This window comes from uncultured Methanobrevibacter sp. (assembly GCF_902774605.1).
Taxonomy (GTDB): domain Archaea; phylum Methanobacteriota; class Methanobacteria; order Methanobacteriales; family Methanobacteriaceae; genus Methanocatella.
Genome location: NZ_CACYJE010000009.1, coordinates 14,091 through 29,684, shown reverse-complemented (window position 1 = coordinate 29,684; position 15,594 = coordinate 14,091). Strand labels below are relative to the sequence as shown.

The following is a 15,594-nucleotide window of genomic DNA, read 5'->3' as shown; positions in this document are numbered from 1 at the left end:
CTCTATTTTTTGATTACAATTTTACCTTTTTTACTGATTGCTTTGTAAGCTCCATCACCAGCGAATTTCACTTTGTACTTGAAAGTTCCTCTTTTATTAAGTTTAACTTTAATTGTAGCCACACCTTTTGAATTGGTTTTAGCTTTGAAAGTTTTACCTTTGACAGTTAAAGTGATTTTCTTTTTAGCCAAAGCTTTTCCTTCAGATTTTAAAGTGATTTTAACCTTTTTGGTTTTCTTCTTAACTTTAAATTTCTTTTTAGGAGCGGTGATTTTTGTAGCCTTTTTAGTTACGGTAATTTTACCGGTTGCTACAGTAGCTGAGTATGTTTTATCACCCAAGAATGTGACTACCACATTGTAAGTACCAGCAGTTGAGTATTTAACTGATAATTTTGCAATACCATTGGCATCAGTGGTTACTTGTTTTGTTACACCATTAATAATAATGGATACTGTTTTATTTGCTAAAGCATTACCTTTATTATCTTTTAAGGTGACTTGGAAGTTTCCACTATTTAAAGCTTTAATTTTTAAGGCATTTGCTGTGATTGCTGTAGGGATTAACTCAGAAGACAGGTTTTGAATTTGTTTTTGAGCTTCTTCCAATTGAGCAGTGATATTAGCTAATTTATCAGTCAAATTAGTAATATTATTATTAGCATCAGCCAATTTATTAGTCAAATCAGCAACTTTAGCTTCTGCAGCAGTCAAATTAGCCTTAGCATCAGCAAGCTCATCAGCCAAAGCAGTAGCATTAGCCTGAGCCTCAGCCAATTGAGTAGTGACAGTTGATAATTTTTCAGTTAAACTAGTGATATTACTGTTAGCCTCAGCCAATTGATCAGTTAAGTTACCAACCTTTTGATTTGCTTCAGCAAGATCACTTTCCAAATCAGCAATTCTTTCATCAGCAGCAGTCAAATTAGCCTTAGCATCAGCAAGCTCATCAGCCAAAGCAGTAGCATTAGCCTGAGCCTCAGCCAATTGATCAGTTAAGTTAGCTACTTCAGAAGTTTTATTTGCCAATTGGGCAGTGATATTTTCTAATTGACTAGTCAAATTAGCAATTTTTTGATTTGCTTCAGCAAGATCACTTTCCAAACCAGCAATTTTCTCATCAGCAGCAGTCAAATTAGCCTTAGCATCATCAAGCTCATCAGCCAAAGCAGTGGCATTAGCCTGAGCTTCTTCTAATTGTTTTTCTAAATCTGAAATTGTTTTGTTGGTTTCCTCATTTGAAGCAATGTCAGTTAAGGTGATTGACTTGATTGAAGTTAAAAATACATTATCTCCTTCAAAAATAATGTTATTTACACCGTTTTTACCAATTATTGTGAATTCACCAGCATCATTAGTGACGGTGCTTGCGAAGCTTGTACCATCAACAGTTAAGTTGATGATTTGATTAGCTACTCCTAAACCAGAATTATCTTTTAGAATTCCTAAAATAGTGCCGTTACCTTGGATTGATGTAATTTCTATAGAAGTTTCAACAGTTGAAACTTTAGTAATAACCAATACCTGTTCATAAGCGACAGTGGTTGTAGACCTATTGGTTGAAATGAACCATGCTTTATTGTTTTCAGAAATGTAATCAGTTACATCCAATTCTAAAGCATAACAGCTATTAGAAGTACGTCCAATGAACGCATTTTCTTCCTTATCATTGAATAAAAGAATATTGTTAGTTGAAGAAGAACCACTAAATACATACCAGGTAGCTTCAGTCATATTTTCTAAATTCAATCCATTATAATCAACAACAAATTTAATCAAGTCGTCATAGCCATTCATGTTATAGTTTGGATAGAATACGTCACAAATATCGCTGAAGTAAACATCCTTGGTTACATGGCTGTTTGGCATGTCATATAATACATATAAAGTTGATGGATATAATGCACAATTGCCGGTTTTTTCAATGACGAAAGAATTATTTTGATTTGCCTTATAATACTCAGTTACATCAAATACTAAAAGACCATAGTCATATGCACCCCAACCACCTAGGTTACCTCTATCTCTTTCATAAGAGATATAATCAGCGGTTATTTCAACATCATTGAATGTTAAAGTCCATCCGTTAGGGAAGAATGAAGTATCCCAGTTATAGTTGAAGTATAAGAATGCTCTAATATTTTCTGCATCTTCAGGTGTTTCAATGTTCCATGTTTCATTTCTGAACCTTGATAATTGATCCATGTAAACGCTCTCATCCTGTGTAGCAATGATAATGTCTCCAGTAATTGTGTAATTTCTGTTTATGATATTGTCATGACCACCATATGCATATGTCTTATTTAAATATCCGTCATATGCAAGCATTTTGTCAACACTTAATGTGGCAGCCACATCTTCTCCCCTCATTAAATTAAATGTGAATCTAATCTTATTATCTCTTGCAGTAGGCCATACAGTCTGTTCTGTTATTGGACGAATTGTAGGGTCTGTCACTGAAATTGTTGAAGTTCCAGCAACTAATGAATCGATAGTGTAACTAGCAATTAATTCACCGGTTTCATTGGAATATACTTCAAGGACTAAACCTTCCACAGGGTCATTTTCTAAATTATTTAATGTGATAGTGAAAGTATTGTTAACTCCCGGATAGATTCCATCGTTCCAAGGAGTTTTGACTTGAGCAATAGCAACATTAGGAAGAGATTCTTTTACAGTGAATTTAATTTCATTTTTAATTCCTAACACATCAACTGTAACAATAACATCTCCCATGTCAGTGGCATTATAAGTAGACACTACCTGACCAAGAATAGTTGCTTCATTAGGAGTTACACTGCCTAAATTAGCATCGAATACAACAGGCAATTCAATTACATTGCCTAATGTAGTGGTAACAGTAACCAAATCACCAGCAAAAATTAAATCTTTATCTATAGTTGAAGATAAAACTAAATAAGATTCCACATTACCGTTTGTGTGTCCTAAATCTTTAGGATTTGTGTCTTTGGTTGTGTCATTGTTTCCCCACCAGTTGTCTTCTAATGAAACGACAGCACTATTTCCTAGGTTAACTGTCAATAATCCTTCGCCTATCAATACTGAATTGACAAGAACATGATTACCTTGACCATAGTTGATTGCTTGACCAGCATTTGCCCTAGATTTATCACCTAAACTATTATTGAAAAGAACTGACCTGTTAATGATGGAATCACCATAAATCATGAGTGCTCCACCCATTGCATATCCTGTGTTCAGAGCCCTATTGTTAATGAATTGGGAATTTTGGATATTGACAAAGATATTTCCAGATTGTGCATTAATTGCACTACCACCATACCATGCAGTGTTATTTTCAAAGTAGGAATTGGAAATTGTAGTATTGGATCCTATTAAATTGATTGCACCTGAATAACTGCCAGAAATTCCAGCAGTATTGTCAATGAACTTACAATTATCAATATTTAAAATTGAACTGGTTACGTATAGTGCTCCACCACGTTTAACTGTAGCATTGGAAACGTCCGCATGGGTGAAAATTAAATTATTCAAAGTAACTGTTGAACCATCAATATTGAATATTCTACCATTATTATTAGCATCGATGACAATATTATCTCCCATACCAATAATGGAAACATTTTTATCAATGGTTAATCCATCAACGGAAACATCTTCTAAATAATAAATACCATCAGCAACATAAATTGTTCTATTTTCACCAACAATTTCCAAAGCATGTTTAATAGTTTTAACAGCATTTGTCCAACTGTCACCTGCATTAGTATCTAAGCCACCAGTACTATTAACAAATACTGTTCCAGCTTCAGGCAATACATTTAAGGTGTAAGTTTCAGCAACTGCATAAATATTAGCTGTCACAGAACCTTCACCCATTACAGAAGGTGAATAAGTAGTTGTTCCAACACCATTTACAAGCTCTGTTGTAATTGGATTTACATTACCGTTAACAACTGCGAATACTAAAGGTAGACTGCCTGGAAGTGAATTAATATCTACAGTTCCACCATTCTGATTTTTAGTCAAATCGACAGTGATGACCACATTTTCACCAACATGGATTTCATCACTATCTGAAGATATATTCAATACCAAATAATTGGTATAAGTTATAGCCCCATTACATAAAGCACTGAAATCAGGAGTATTTGTTCCCCAATAACAATTATTAAGGGTTACTGGGCGGTTTTTACTTTGTTTTGCAATAGTGTAACCATCATTATCTGTATTATTAATGAATATACAATAGCTACCGGTTCCAGAATATCTGTTTCCACCAAGATATAATGATCCACCTGCTGCTGCTTTGTTATTAATAAATACATTAGCGGGACCTATATCAAATCCATAACCAAATATAGCACCATAACCATAGTTGCCAGTTGCAATATTTCCATAAAATAGGTTGTTTTTACCTGTGGTTACTTCTGCTTGAGCATAAATCACGGATCCACGACCAGAAGCACTATTTTCAATAAATTTACAATTTTCTCCAATATTAACAGTTCCTTTTTGAGATGAACCTACCGCCCCACCGATAGGTGCACTATTGCCTACGAATGTGACATTGTTAATATTGCTGATAGTTCCCCTATTTGTTCCAATAGCTCCTCCGATAGTAGTTGCTTGAGAATTTGAAATAATTGAATCGGAAATTATTAAATAACCTTGACGGACAGGGTTTGTATTTCCACCATCTTCAATCTGAATAGCACCACCATAAGTACCTTTACCTTCAGTTAAAGTTAATTTAGTAATGTTTAAAGTACAATCTACACCAATAGTAAATATTCTTTTTGCATTACCACCTGAAATTACAGCATTTGTACTTTGACCGATGATAGCGATGTTTTTAGTTATAGAAATACCTGCTGCAGGAACAGAATCACCTAATTGATAGAAACCATCAGCAACATAAATTGTTCCATCCTCTTCTACAGCACTTACAGCCTTTTCAATTGTTTTAAATGCATTTTCCCAGCTATTTCCAGAGTTTGAATCAGAACCGCCAGTTGAGTTTACATAAACTATAGCGGTTGAAACTACATCTTCAGAAGATAAAGTTACAGTATCTTTAATTCCTAAAACATCAACAGTTACAGCATTGTTTCCAACTTCAGTGATTGTATATGCAACAGATGCAATACCATTGACGAGAGTGGTAGTTTCAGGATTAACATCTCCATTTACAGCAGCAATGGTTGCAGGAAGATTTGGCATATCAAATTCACTGTCATCACTTGAAACCAAGTTAATATTTACAGTTGCCACATCATCTATATCCATACCAGTTGCATACATTACCATATTAAGATATAAATAGGAAGTTACATCAGCATTTGTGTATCCTAAGTCTTTTGGATTGGTATCTTTGGTAGTGTCATTGTTTCCCCACCAGTTATTTTCTAAAACAGTTGGGCCGGTTGCAATCCATACTCCTTTTTCACCATCCAATAAAACAGAATTGGTGATTGTTAAACTGCCAGTACTGTATTCGTTGATGGATTTACCATTACGGGTAGTGTCAGTTAATCTGTTACCATAAAACATTGATCTGTCAATTATTACAGTATTATAGGCACATATTGCAGCTCCTGCGGACCATCCATTGTTTAAAATAACATTGTTAGTAAATGTTGAGCCTGTAATGTTTAAAAGCACATTACTATTTTCAGCATTAATTGCACCAGCAGCATACCATGCAGAGTTGTTTTCGAAATAGGAATCTCTAATGGTTGCTGTAGCAGATTTTAAGTTGATGGCTCCACCGTAGGATGAACTTGTACCTGCAGTGTTATTGATGAATTTACAATTATCAACTGTTAAAGTAGCCCCATTGACCCATAATGCTCCTCCACGTTTATCGCTGGCACCAGCAACATTAGCATTGACAAATGCCAAATTAGATAAATTGACTGTATAAGCACCAATACTGAAAATCCTACCATTATTGTTAGCATCGATTACAGCATCATCACCCATACCAATAATGGAAACATTTTTATCAATGGAAATACCATCAACGCCAACATTATCCAAGTAGTTTACACCACTTAAATGAATGATTCCATTTGGTTCAATTACACTTAATGCATGTTCAATTGTTTTAAATGAGTTTTCTGAACTTGTTCCCGCATAATCATCGGAACCTGTAGCATAATTAACATAAACTTCAGTTATAGGTGCGGTTTCATATTGTTCTCTAACCACCAACAAAGCGACATTAGTTTTATAGGAACCGGAACTTTTTTCAAAGGAGAAATTGGTTTCACTTCCAGAACTAAATGCATACGCAATATTGTCCCATTTAATATCATTAGAATAATAGTCCCCTGGGGTTACGCTAGTTGGAGTAATTTCATTATTGTTAATTTTATAAGAATCTGCAAGTGAACTGGATAATGCGATTGTCCTTAATGAAATATCATCAGTTTTACCATTATAATTCTGAGTTGCAAAATTAAAATTACCGGTGGTTGCAGATCTCCATAACTGACCTAAATGTAACCAATAAGTATACTTATCTTCATCCCCATCATCATAAGCATAGAATAGGCCAATTAATTTAATATTACCATCAAATAGTTTGTCTGGAATCTTTGTGTTTTCAACACCTACAGTGATGGTATCTCCAGGATTTAAGTTTTTGACCTTGTTTGTAATATCGTAAACCATTTGGTAGTCTGAATATTGTTTGGTAGTGTGGTCATTTACATAATAAACAGTTGGATCGTTTGCGAGATTAGTATCAAATGTTAATGTTTCATATCCCAAAACTTCCAGTCCATTGTTTGTATTTAATGTAACATTGGAATAAAGACCATATGTCTCAGCTCCACTACCTGAATAAACATTTACAACAACTATTGCAGATTTAAGATTGGTTTGATTAACTGGAACTGTATACACCACATTACCTGTTGTAGTCCTACCATTATAAGTAGTTAAGTCAACTCCTCCTGAAACAACCCCTGTATCGGCTTGAGGAATTGTTTCGACAACCTGACTTGAATCTTTCAATTCATCTTCATTATCTTGACTAGATATATCATCCAGTCCATCATTTTGACTTTCAATTACAGATTCGCTATTATCAACAGCCAAATCATCATTATTTGAATCATCTAATTCTTGTGCACTAACAAAAGAGATAGACATCAATAATATGAAAAGCAATGCAATCAATAATATCGAATTTCTTCTTTTACTTTGCAAAATAATTTCCTCCAAATATTTAATACGAATTTTTAAAAATTTATTAAAGGTAATAATAAAATTATACCCTTAATTATTACTATATAATATTTAATATTTAAAACTAATCAATTTATTACTAAAATAGGAAAATAATAAAAAAAGTAATACTTAAATCAAGTTTAAGTTAATAATAGTTAAAATAAAAAGTAAAAAAAGAATACCGAGATTTTTAACAAAATCCCTTAAAAAAATTAACCTTCAACCATTATCAATTTTCCCGTTGAAGGATCCTTATAGACCTTACCCATTTCCATGTATCCCTGACCGGAGCTGTCGGAGGTATCTGGAGTCTCATTTAAAACCTGTCCTTCAGCCACTTCAGTCACATCAGGTGATGATTCCTCAATGGCCTTTTGTTGGTCTTGCGAATCCTGAAATACAACACTCTGCATATTCCAACTTATTACAACAAATATCAGCAATCCAACTGCAATAACAAGCATTGCATCAACAAGATTTGAGGTTCCTGCCATCGGATCCTCTTCACCTTCTGAAAATCTTTTCTTAGACTTGTCTAGAACCATGTGAAAACCTCATTGATTTAATTTATCCAGAAGCGCATCGGCAAGCGCATCCAAGTTGGACAGGTATTCCTCATACCATCTGCGTCTTACTTTTGATACGAAGTAGGCCACAGCACCTGCACCAATACCAACAACAGTGGTATCAAATGCTACAATAATCGCGTTGGCAAGAGTATTTACATCACCAGCACCCAATGCGGCAAGACCTGGACCCATTGGGATTAAAGTACCCATTAAACCTAAAGTCGGCCCTATACGAGTTACCACATCAGTTTTCTCTATTGTCTTTGTGAATTTGTTTTCCTCAAACTCTATCAGTTTCTTTGCAAGGGCATGCCTTGAATCGACTGTAAGGGAACTTGATCTTAAAATTTTAATCAGGACAACCTTCTGGGATTCATAGATTTTTGCGTTCTTAATTATGTCCTTTATTTCCTCTAAAGAGCCCGCATTTGAAATTGAATATATTAGCTGCTCGATGAGGTCAGGAGTGACTTTTTTTCTTGAAGTGTACTCAGAAACCAGCCCTCCAATAGCCAAGACTGCGAAAACCGCAAATATCACTAAAAAGATAATTACGGGAATCTGCAGACTTTGAGAAATCATGTTTAATGTTGAAGTCAATATTTCGCTGCCGGGAATTGTTGCTACCATAAAATCACCTAATTAAAATTGCTGTTTCTCCTTGAAATTATTCCGCCTATTCCAATAATCACCAATATCAGTATCAATGCTCCAATCAATGAATAAGGAGAAGATATTGATATTGCATCCATCGGATTTTGAATCATTGCTGTGATGTTTGGTAAAAACAATGCTGAGAGGAGGAAATATATTCCCAAAAAGAACATGAAATTACCTAAAACAATCGGATATGGCTTATCAATAAACCTAACAAGGTGGTTGGATGCAAAATAGGTTAGAACAATTGTCAGAACCAATGCACCTGCAACGACAAGACTCAAATCCATCAATCCCAAACCAACTGTAGGTGCAACAAGCATGATGCTCACTATAATAGATCCAAAACAGCACGGACAAGGTGCCACAACAGCCATGCAAGTTGCGGCGGTTGTGTTCTTTTCAAACACCTTATATTCCCTTATTGTGAACAATCCTGCCAAAATCATGATTATTGCCATTATCAGGAAAAATTCAAAATTATAAGTATAAATCAAGTCTGTAATCTGCTGTGTGAAATGGGAAGAGATTTCTGTCAATATCAACACACCTCCACCATATCCAATGGAAACCAATGCCAAATATTTCTTTGACATATTGGCCAGACCTGTTGCCAGACCCAATTTAATTCCAAAAATCAAAACAGCAGATAAAATACCCACTTGCCATAAAATATTAATCGCATCCATTTTAATCACCTAAAATTTTTCTCTGAAAAGCTTATCCAAATCATGTTTTTTATCCTTATCGTCACTGTCTCTAAAGTATCCGAATGCTATAACCATAATCAAACACAATATAGCTATAACCGCTATAAGAGACAATCCAACTTCACTTGCTGACTGTGAAGTGATTGGATTGATTTCAACTGATTTTTTAACGTCAGCACCTTCAACAGAAGAACTTCCCGCCTGTACTGACTCACTGCCTGCACCGACATTTGAAAATGCTTCACCCTGTGCATTTTCACCGTTTTGTGCGGTAGCTTGATTGGTTGTTGAACTTGAATTTGTTGCAATAGTGGCTGATGAAGTTGAACCCTCAACTGGATTGTTTGTTGACGCCTCATTCTGATTTTGGACATTGTCCTGAGTTTCTGGAGGAACAGTTGATTGAGTATTGTTTGCAAATACCGGATTTTTGGTTGCCTCATATAATTTAGGAAGCAACTGTGCCAAAATATCAGGATTGACATATTGAACTGCCCATTGCATCATTGCGATATTTCCGCAGCTGCAGTCACAGCAGGCAACACCATTTTGAACTGTTGCCTGAGCCCATGTGTTTGCAATGTTTCTTATTGTTCCCTCATTTGCATTCCAATAGCCTTCCTGAATGGCAGTCAACATTGTTCCACTCATTGAAATAAGGGAATATGCATTATTTCCAGTTTTCAGCCAATCGGTAACACCAATATTGTATCTGTCATTGTAGTAAGTATTATAAACTCTGTTCCATAAAGCATCACTGACGGCAGAAGGTCTGGTAACCTGCCAACCATATAGATTAGTTACAAATTTATTTGACATGTATCTTGCACCGCTGTATCCTTCGGCCATCATTCCCTTAATCCATTCGGGATTGTCATATCTTGAAGCAATTTCCTGATACATCACTTCCTCCAAGGATGCAATATATGCCTTATCCTTATTGGCGTACATCAATACGTTCATGTTAGGGGTTTTTCCAGATATCTTCTCGACTGTCATGGACAATCCACCCCAATAATCAAAGAAGTCATCGTTGTCGAGAACACCATATTGATTAGTGTTACGGCTAGTTACGATTGTATCTGAATTGGATAGTGCCCTAAGGAATACCAATGGATTTGTATCTCCCCAATAATTTTTGGAATACATGTTTCCCATCCTTCCAAGGTAAAAGTCGGCTAGCTCGCTTGTATCGTTCCAGGTCCATGACATTGATACCAATTTTGATATTCCTGCACCATAATCGCCGTTCGGTGGTGCAAAAATGCGTGTAATGGCACATTCACCTGCATAAGTGGCATTATAACCTTGACTTAAATAGTATATGCAATCTTCAACCCAGTGCTTTGCAACGTAATTATCCTCAAGTGATTCTGAACTAATACCATAATATCCTATGCCTCCCATGACAAAATTAATGGCCTCTTTTATTTGCTTACCGTATTGACTTCTCATAAGAGTACTGTTTCGAACAATGGTATTGTAAGATCTTGCAAGTGCAACCCTAAACGCATTATCTAACAAAATGGATTGAGAAGAGTATAAATCCCTAAACAGACCACTGGTAATCACAGTTACATCAATTCTTTTCTTATCCCAACCTTCAGGACGAGTTAAGTCTTCCAAAAGAATATATTCCGGCATTGATTTGGTTTTTTGACCTATTTCCCCATGGTCATGGTCAGGATCATCCTCATCATCTATGAAATATCCTGCACTTGGTGAATCTGACCATACTGGCTTCATTCCAAGAAGATATAAAACGGATGCAACCAAAGCCCCGTCATCCCTTGCAGTTTCAACACACCAAATTCCCATTATGACTTTATCAGTTGTATCATTCAAGCCGGATAGGGTCAAGAGCGCCAATGTCTTTGCATAATTCCATGCATCCTGAGTTGGTAGTTCCTGGGATTGGTCCTGATACATATTCCTTCCTGTTGGAAGAACAATTGGGTTTAATATTACTTCTCCCCCAGCACTAATAGGGATATATCTGCCGTTTAACCCATTGAGCATTGAATTCATTTCATTGGTTACACTTTCATTAATCAAACCTATGTATTTTTTAGCCAATTGCAAACAGGCAAGAACTTTTGCATTATCATATAAATTATTTCCTGCAACCAATGTTCTGTAAATATCATCCACATCCCAATAAATCAGGGCTTTGCAGATATCATATGATTTGTTGAGGATAAATTCTCTTTCAAAAGATGATAAACTGTCATAATCCTTAGAGTAATATATGTATGAAAGTTCATCGAATAGGTTGGTTTCACCTTGTTCGCTTTCAAAATCGAATGACAGCATTACCGAAACCGTGCTTGCAAGGTCTTGTTCTGTCCAATATTGTCCTAAAGCATGAAGACCTAAAGGATAGAGAACATCCTGAAGCGATTTTAAAAATGTGTCCAACTTATCAACAAGAATATCATCAGCTAAATTTGCCACTTCCTCAACACTTAATCCCAAATTCATTGAATAATCCTGTTCAATAATGAATTGGCGTATTTGCTGTGCAAACTCTGATTTCAATTCTACATTTTCAGTATTATAATAATAATTAATCAAATTAACCGAAATTGTTAAATTTCCATATAAATGAGTATAAGACATTGGAGAAGTCAAATGCGAAATCAATACTGCAAATCCCCTTCTTTTTGCTTGAATAGCTTCTCCCAAACCATCAGAAATATAGAAATACAATTGAGGCACATCTCCAACAACAACAGATCCGTAATCAGTTGCTGACAATAAAATCTCTTTTCCAGGCAACCATTCATGAGTTGCATGCCTTCCAACAAAGACCATTGCGTTTGAATAATATTTTTGCATATAGTAATATGCTGCCAAATACTGGTGTGTTGGAGCAACGGCAGTACAATGGTATAGATTTGAAATGTCCGCCTCCCAACCCCTCTGAGGTTCTGGAGCAATGAAAATATTTCCAAATGTCAAACCCGGAATCACAAAGTAATCGATTCCATTCCTATTGACAACCATTACTGTACCCGGTGAGTCACCCCATCCGTTTAATCCTGAAACATTCAGCTGCTTGAATTCGGCAAAATACTGTTGGAACAAATTGAAGTATTTAATATCCTGGGTCTTGGTATAGTTTTTCAATGCACCTACAATCTTATTTAAAACGACTTTGGCATCAGCAGCCTTATCATCAGGAAGCAATGAAGTTACCTGATTTAACCAATCATCAATTGTATCCCCAATAGTCACGGTGTAGTTTAACTCAACCGCCCTTCTTGCCAACTCTCCAATGTATGCGACTGGACCTTCACGAACCTGCAACTTAATAATGTCATCTAATGAATTGAACCATTCAGTGTATTCGCTTACCGGAAACAATGTTACACCGGATTGATTAGCCAATTTTTCAAGTTCACCAGGAGCCCAATTAGCTACATTGATTCCACACCTTAAAATCATGTCTTCAAGTTCTGAAACATTGTTAGGCAAATCTTCAACCTTATATCCTGCGGCCTTTAAAGTGTATAGCATATTATAAATGCTGGTAATTGTATCCAAATAACTTGATCCTATATTCTGTTTTCCTGGAGGATAGTTATAATAGATTATGGAGAGTACCTTTTCACCATTTTCAGCATATTTCAAGTCTACCCATGAGTCTACCCTGTCAGTCAACAAATCAATGTTTCTTACATGAGAAATATATGTGACGATTCTTGCACCGGTCAATTCTGAGATGTATGATGAAACACCTCCAATGAATGTAGCATCAATAATACCTTGTGCCTCTGCAATAGCAACATGCCACCATTTATCACTTTTTTCTGTGGTCAAACCTGTACTTCCAAGCTCCCACTGTTCATTTGAAACATAATCGGAATGGACAGCCCTGAAAACTGGAACTCCGAGCTCTTCAAAAAAGTCTATTGTTTTAGTAAAATTTTCTCCGCCTACCCCATATGCAACCATTGATATTATGGCATCTACATACATTTCATAATTTGATGAGTTCGCTAAAAATCCTGAAATGTCACTGCCAGCACTTGTGAAAGATTCGACCATAACCCTTAACTGTTCAGCTGTACCTCCAGCAGCAAATACTGGAATGACATTATATCCTTTAGATTCCAATGATTCTATTATTGCATATGTTGGATGCAGTTGCTGGGATGAAACATACATCGTACTTTCCAATATACCTACAGTACGAGTTCTTGAAGAGTCAAAATAAGTTGCAATATACTCATCTAAAGAAAACCACCTTTCCCTGTATATCCCATATAGATAAGACCCTGTGAAATTTGGTTCATCATAATCAACATCTAAACCCAAATGATTCAAAATGTATAGAATTTGATTTTTCATGTTGTTCTTGTCATTGATATCCTTATACAACACCAAATCGTTTAACACTTTATTGAATGCAGCACCATCACCCCTTATATATCTTTCAATGTCTTCGTAAGCAGTTCCCCTCTGAGTATTTGAAAAATATGTAATGATATCATCTGTTGAAAATGATGATAAAATCCTATTATAATTAATTGTATTCTGTTTGATTAAATTAATGGAAGAAGATCCAGAATTCAAATTCCCTGAAGGAGGTTCCAATGTCAAAAACACTTGCTTTTCTACAAGGTCAGGATATTTTTCAATAGCACTTGTCAAAACGGCATCAACATCAGTACTAATCCACTCTCCAACGAATGCATCGGATTCATATATTAAATTCACTAATTCCATTTCACTCATTGTCTTAACCTGTTCACCGCTTCTGACAATTATATTGACATTCTTGAAATCATGCTCATTGAAAAGTTCCCGACTAGCCGCATCTAGAATATTAGTGCCAGGATTATCACTAATAAAAAACAGAGTATAATTATCTTGAGAAGAGGAAGTGTCTTCAGGTTCAAGCATGTCATGTGAATTTAACCTATCTGAATTCAGCTCACTTCCGCTTTCTGCGCAATCTTCACCAACAATCTCTTCTACAATTAAATCATTGCCACTATCAATCGCTTGATTGTTTTCAATACTCAAATCAGTGCCATTTTCTATAGCAAAAACAACTTGAGTAGAAATAATTATGATAAAAATTGCGAATATTACTAAAAAACCTCTCTTATTTCTAAACATTTTTATCCCATTAACTTATAAATAATTTATATATTTAAAATCATTATTAATAAATATTATTAAAGTATTACTAACATAGTCAAATAAATATAAAAAGTATTACTAAAAAATTAAACTACAAAATATTTATTTAATCAAAAAAACAAAACTTAAAACATTAATATCTAGGGGATAATCATGAAATTTGGGAATGGTATTGTAAAGAAATATTCAAGGGAATACAACCGGACACTGAAAAACGGTGAGAGGAAAAAATACACCACCGAACAGATACAAATAACCGTGCCGAAAAACGAGGACATCTACGAAAACAAGGAGGAAGTCCTAATTATCCCAAACTCCGAAATTGAGGAATTTAAAAGTAGAGAGGAAGAACTAGAAGCATTGAAAGTGGCTAATTATTTATACGTCGAGGAAGTGAATAAATTGGAAAAAGAAATTGAAAACAACACAAACGTCCCATCTACTTTGGAATATGAAAGGGAGATTGAAGAGCTGAAGGCAAAAATAACCGAACAGGACAATGCCCTGAATGAAATAGAAAACAAGTACCAGACCCTGCACCATGAAAATCTAGAATCCCTGAAACAAGAAAACGAGACAATCAGGGACAAGCATTCCAAGCTTATTGTTGAAAACGAGAACCTTAAAAACAAATTCGTCAACATAAAAACAGAAAACGAAAACCTGAAAACAAAATACTCAAGCATCAAGGAAGAGAACAAGAACCTTAAAAACAAATGCTCAAATCTCAAGGAAGAGCATCATTCACTTAAGGAAAGCTACAATCAAGTGTCATCAAAGTATGATCACCTAAAGCAGGAAAATTTAAACACAAAAACAAGCTATGCTGAAATATATGATAAAACTGAAGGCTTGGAAAAAGAATATGATTCCCTTATCATCGAATACAATGACTTGGTTGACAGGTTCAATGATTTGCAGGAAGAATTATATAATATTAAAACTCATCAGACACAGGATGAGTTCATCGCAAATAGAGTTAAAGAATTTATGTTGAATAGGAGTTAAAAGATAAGGTCATCATCTTGAAACTCTGGATTCCATCTTTTCAATCCCGGAATGAACATTGCAGTGATGCCTGTTGCCTGGGTTTCTGCCAGTCTAGGATTTTTATCCATCATCTCTTTTGTTTTTCTAACTATCATTTCCTCGAGAGTTATGTCGGGTTCTGTGAACTCGCCGTTCTGATAGCAGTCCTTGCAGTAGTCCGGGTTTAGGCTGCCGTCCTTGTTTGTACCGTAATCCTCTTTTACTATTGGCTGTCCGCATGAATTACAAAATCCCATA

The 15,594-nt window shown here is 35.3% G+C and carries 7 protein-coding genes; 1 reads left to right on the top strand and 6 read right to left on the bottom strand.

The window, feature by feature from the left end:
* Positions 1-2: 2 nt before the first annotated feature.
* The 5 genes from QZU77_RS03430 to QZU77_RS03410 all read right to left on the bottom strand — a co-directional run bounded on the left by QZU77_RS03430 (position 3) and on the right by QZU77_RS03410 (position 14,283).
* Positions 3-7,004: a tropomyosin gene (locus QZU77_RS03430; protein ID WP_295600042.1), complete on the bottom strand. Its 7,002-nt coding sequence runs from the start codon at positions 7,002-7,004 to the stop codon at positions 3-5.
* Between the two features lie 428 nt (positions 7,005-7,432).
* Entirely contained in the window at positions 7,433-7,765 is a 333-nt protein-coding gene (locus QZU77_RS03425; protein ID WP_295600038.1) for a DUF2149 domain-containing protein, read from the bottom strand.
* Between the two features lie 9 nt (positions 7,766-7,774).
* Positions 7,775-8,419 carry a MotA/TolQ/ExbB proton channel family protein gene (locus tag QZU77_RS03420; protein WP_295600036.1) on the bottom strand — a complete coding sequence of 215 codons (645 nt, stop codon included), beginning with the start codon at positions 8,417-8,419 and terminating at the stop codon, positions 7,775-7,777.
* Positions 8,420-8,427: 8 nt separating this feature from the next.
* Positions 8,428-9,135 carry a DUF2162 domain-containing protein gene (locus QZU77_RS03415; RefSeq protein WP_292802637.1) on the bottom strand — a complete coding sequence of 236 codons (708 nt, stop codon included), beginning with the start codon at positions 9,133-9,135 and terminating at the stop codon, positions 8,428-8,430.
* A 9-nt stretch (positions 9,136-9,144) separates the two neighbouring features.
* Positions 9,145-14,283 carry a cobaltochelatase subunit CobN gene (locus QZU77_RS03410; RefSeq protein ID WP_295600031.1) on the bottom strand — a complete coding sequence of 1,713 codons (5,139 nt, stop codon included), beginning with the start codon at positions 14,281-14,283 and terminating at the stop codon, positions 9,145-9,147.
* Between the two features lie 177 nt (positions 14,284-14,460).
* Here QZU77_RS03410 and QZU77_RS03405 point away from each other — a divergent pair, with 177 nt between their 5' ends.
* A complete protein-coding gene (locus QZU77_RS03405) occupies positions 14,461-15,315 on the top strand; it encodes a phosphoserine phosphatase (protein WP_295600028.1) in 855 nt (284 codons plus the stop codon).
* Here QZU77_RS03405 and QZU77_RS03400 read toward each other — a convergent pair.
* Positions 15,312-15,593: a zinc ribbon domain-containing protein gene (locus QZU77_RS03400; RefSeq protein ID WP_295600025.1), complete on the bottom strand. Its 282-nt coding sequence runs from the start codon at positions 15,591-15,593 to the stop codon at positions 15,312-15,314. The genes QZU77_RS03405 and QZU77_RS03400 overlap by 4 nt on opposite strands.
* Position 15,594: the final 1 nt, after the last annotated feature.

What these genes read in the sequence shown, in the direction of transcription:
- QZU77_RS03425 (WP_295600038.1), bottom strand. Translation starts at nt 7,765, where the DNA reads ATGGTTCTAGACAAGTCTAAGAAAAGATTTTCAGAAGGTGAAGAGGAT.
- QZU77_RS03420 (WP_295600036.1), bottom strand. Translation starts at nt 8,419, where the DNA reads ATGGTAGCAACAATTCCCGGCAGCGAAATATTGACTTCAACATTAAAC.
- QZU77_RS03415 (WP_292802637.1), bottom strand. Translation starts at nt 9,135, where the DNA reads ATGGATGCGATTAATATTTTATGGCAAGTGGGTATTTTATCTGCTGTT.
- QZU77_RS03410 (WP_295600031.1), bottom strand. Translation starts at nt 14,283, where the DNA reads ATGTTTAGAAATAAGAGAGGTTTTTTAGTAATATTCGCAATTTTTATC.
- QZU77_RS03405 (WP_295600028.1), top strand. Translation starts at nt 14,461, where the DNA reads ATGAAATTTGGGAATGGTATTGTAAAGAAATATTCAAGGGAATACAAC.
- QZU77_RS03400 (WP_295600025.1), bottom strand. Translation starts at nt 15,593, where the DNA reads ATGGGATTTTGTAATTCATGCGGACAGCCAATAGTAAAAGAGGATTAC.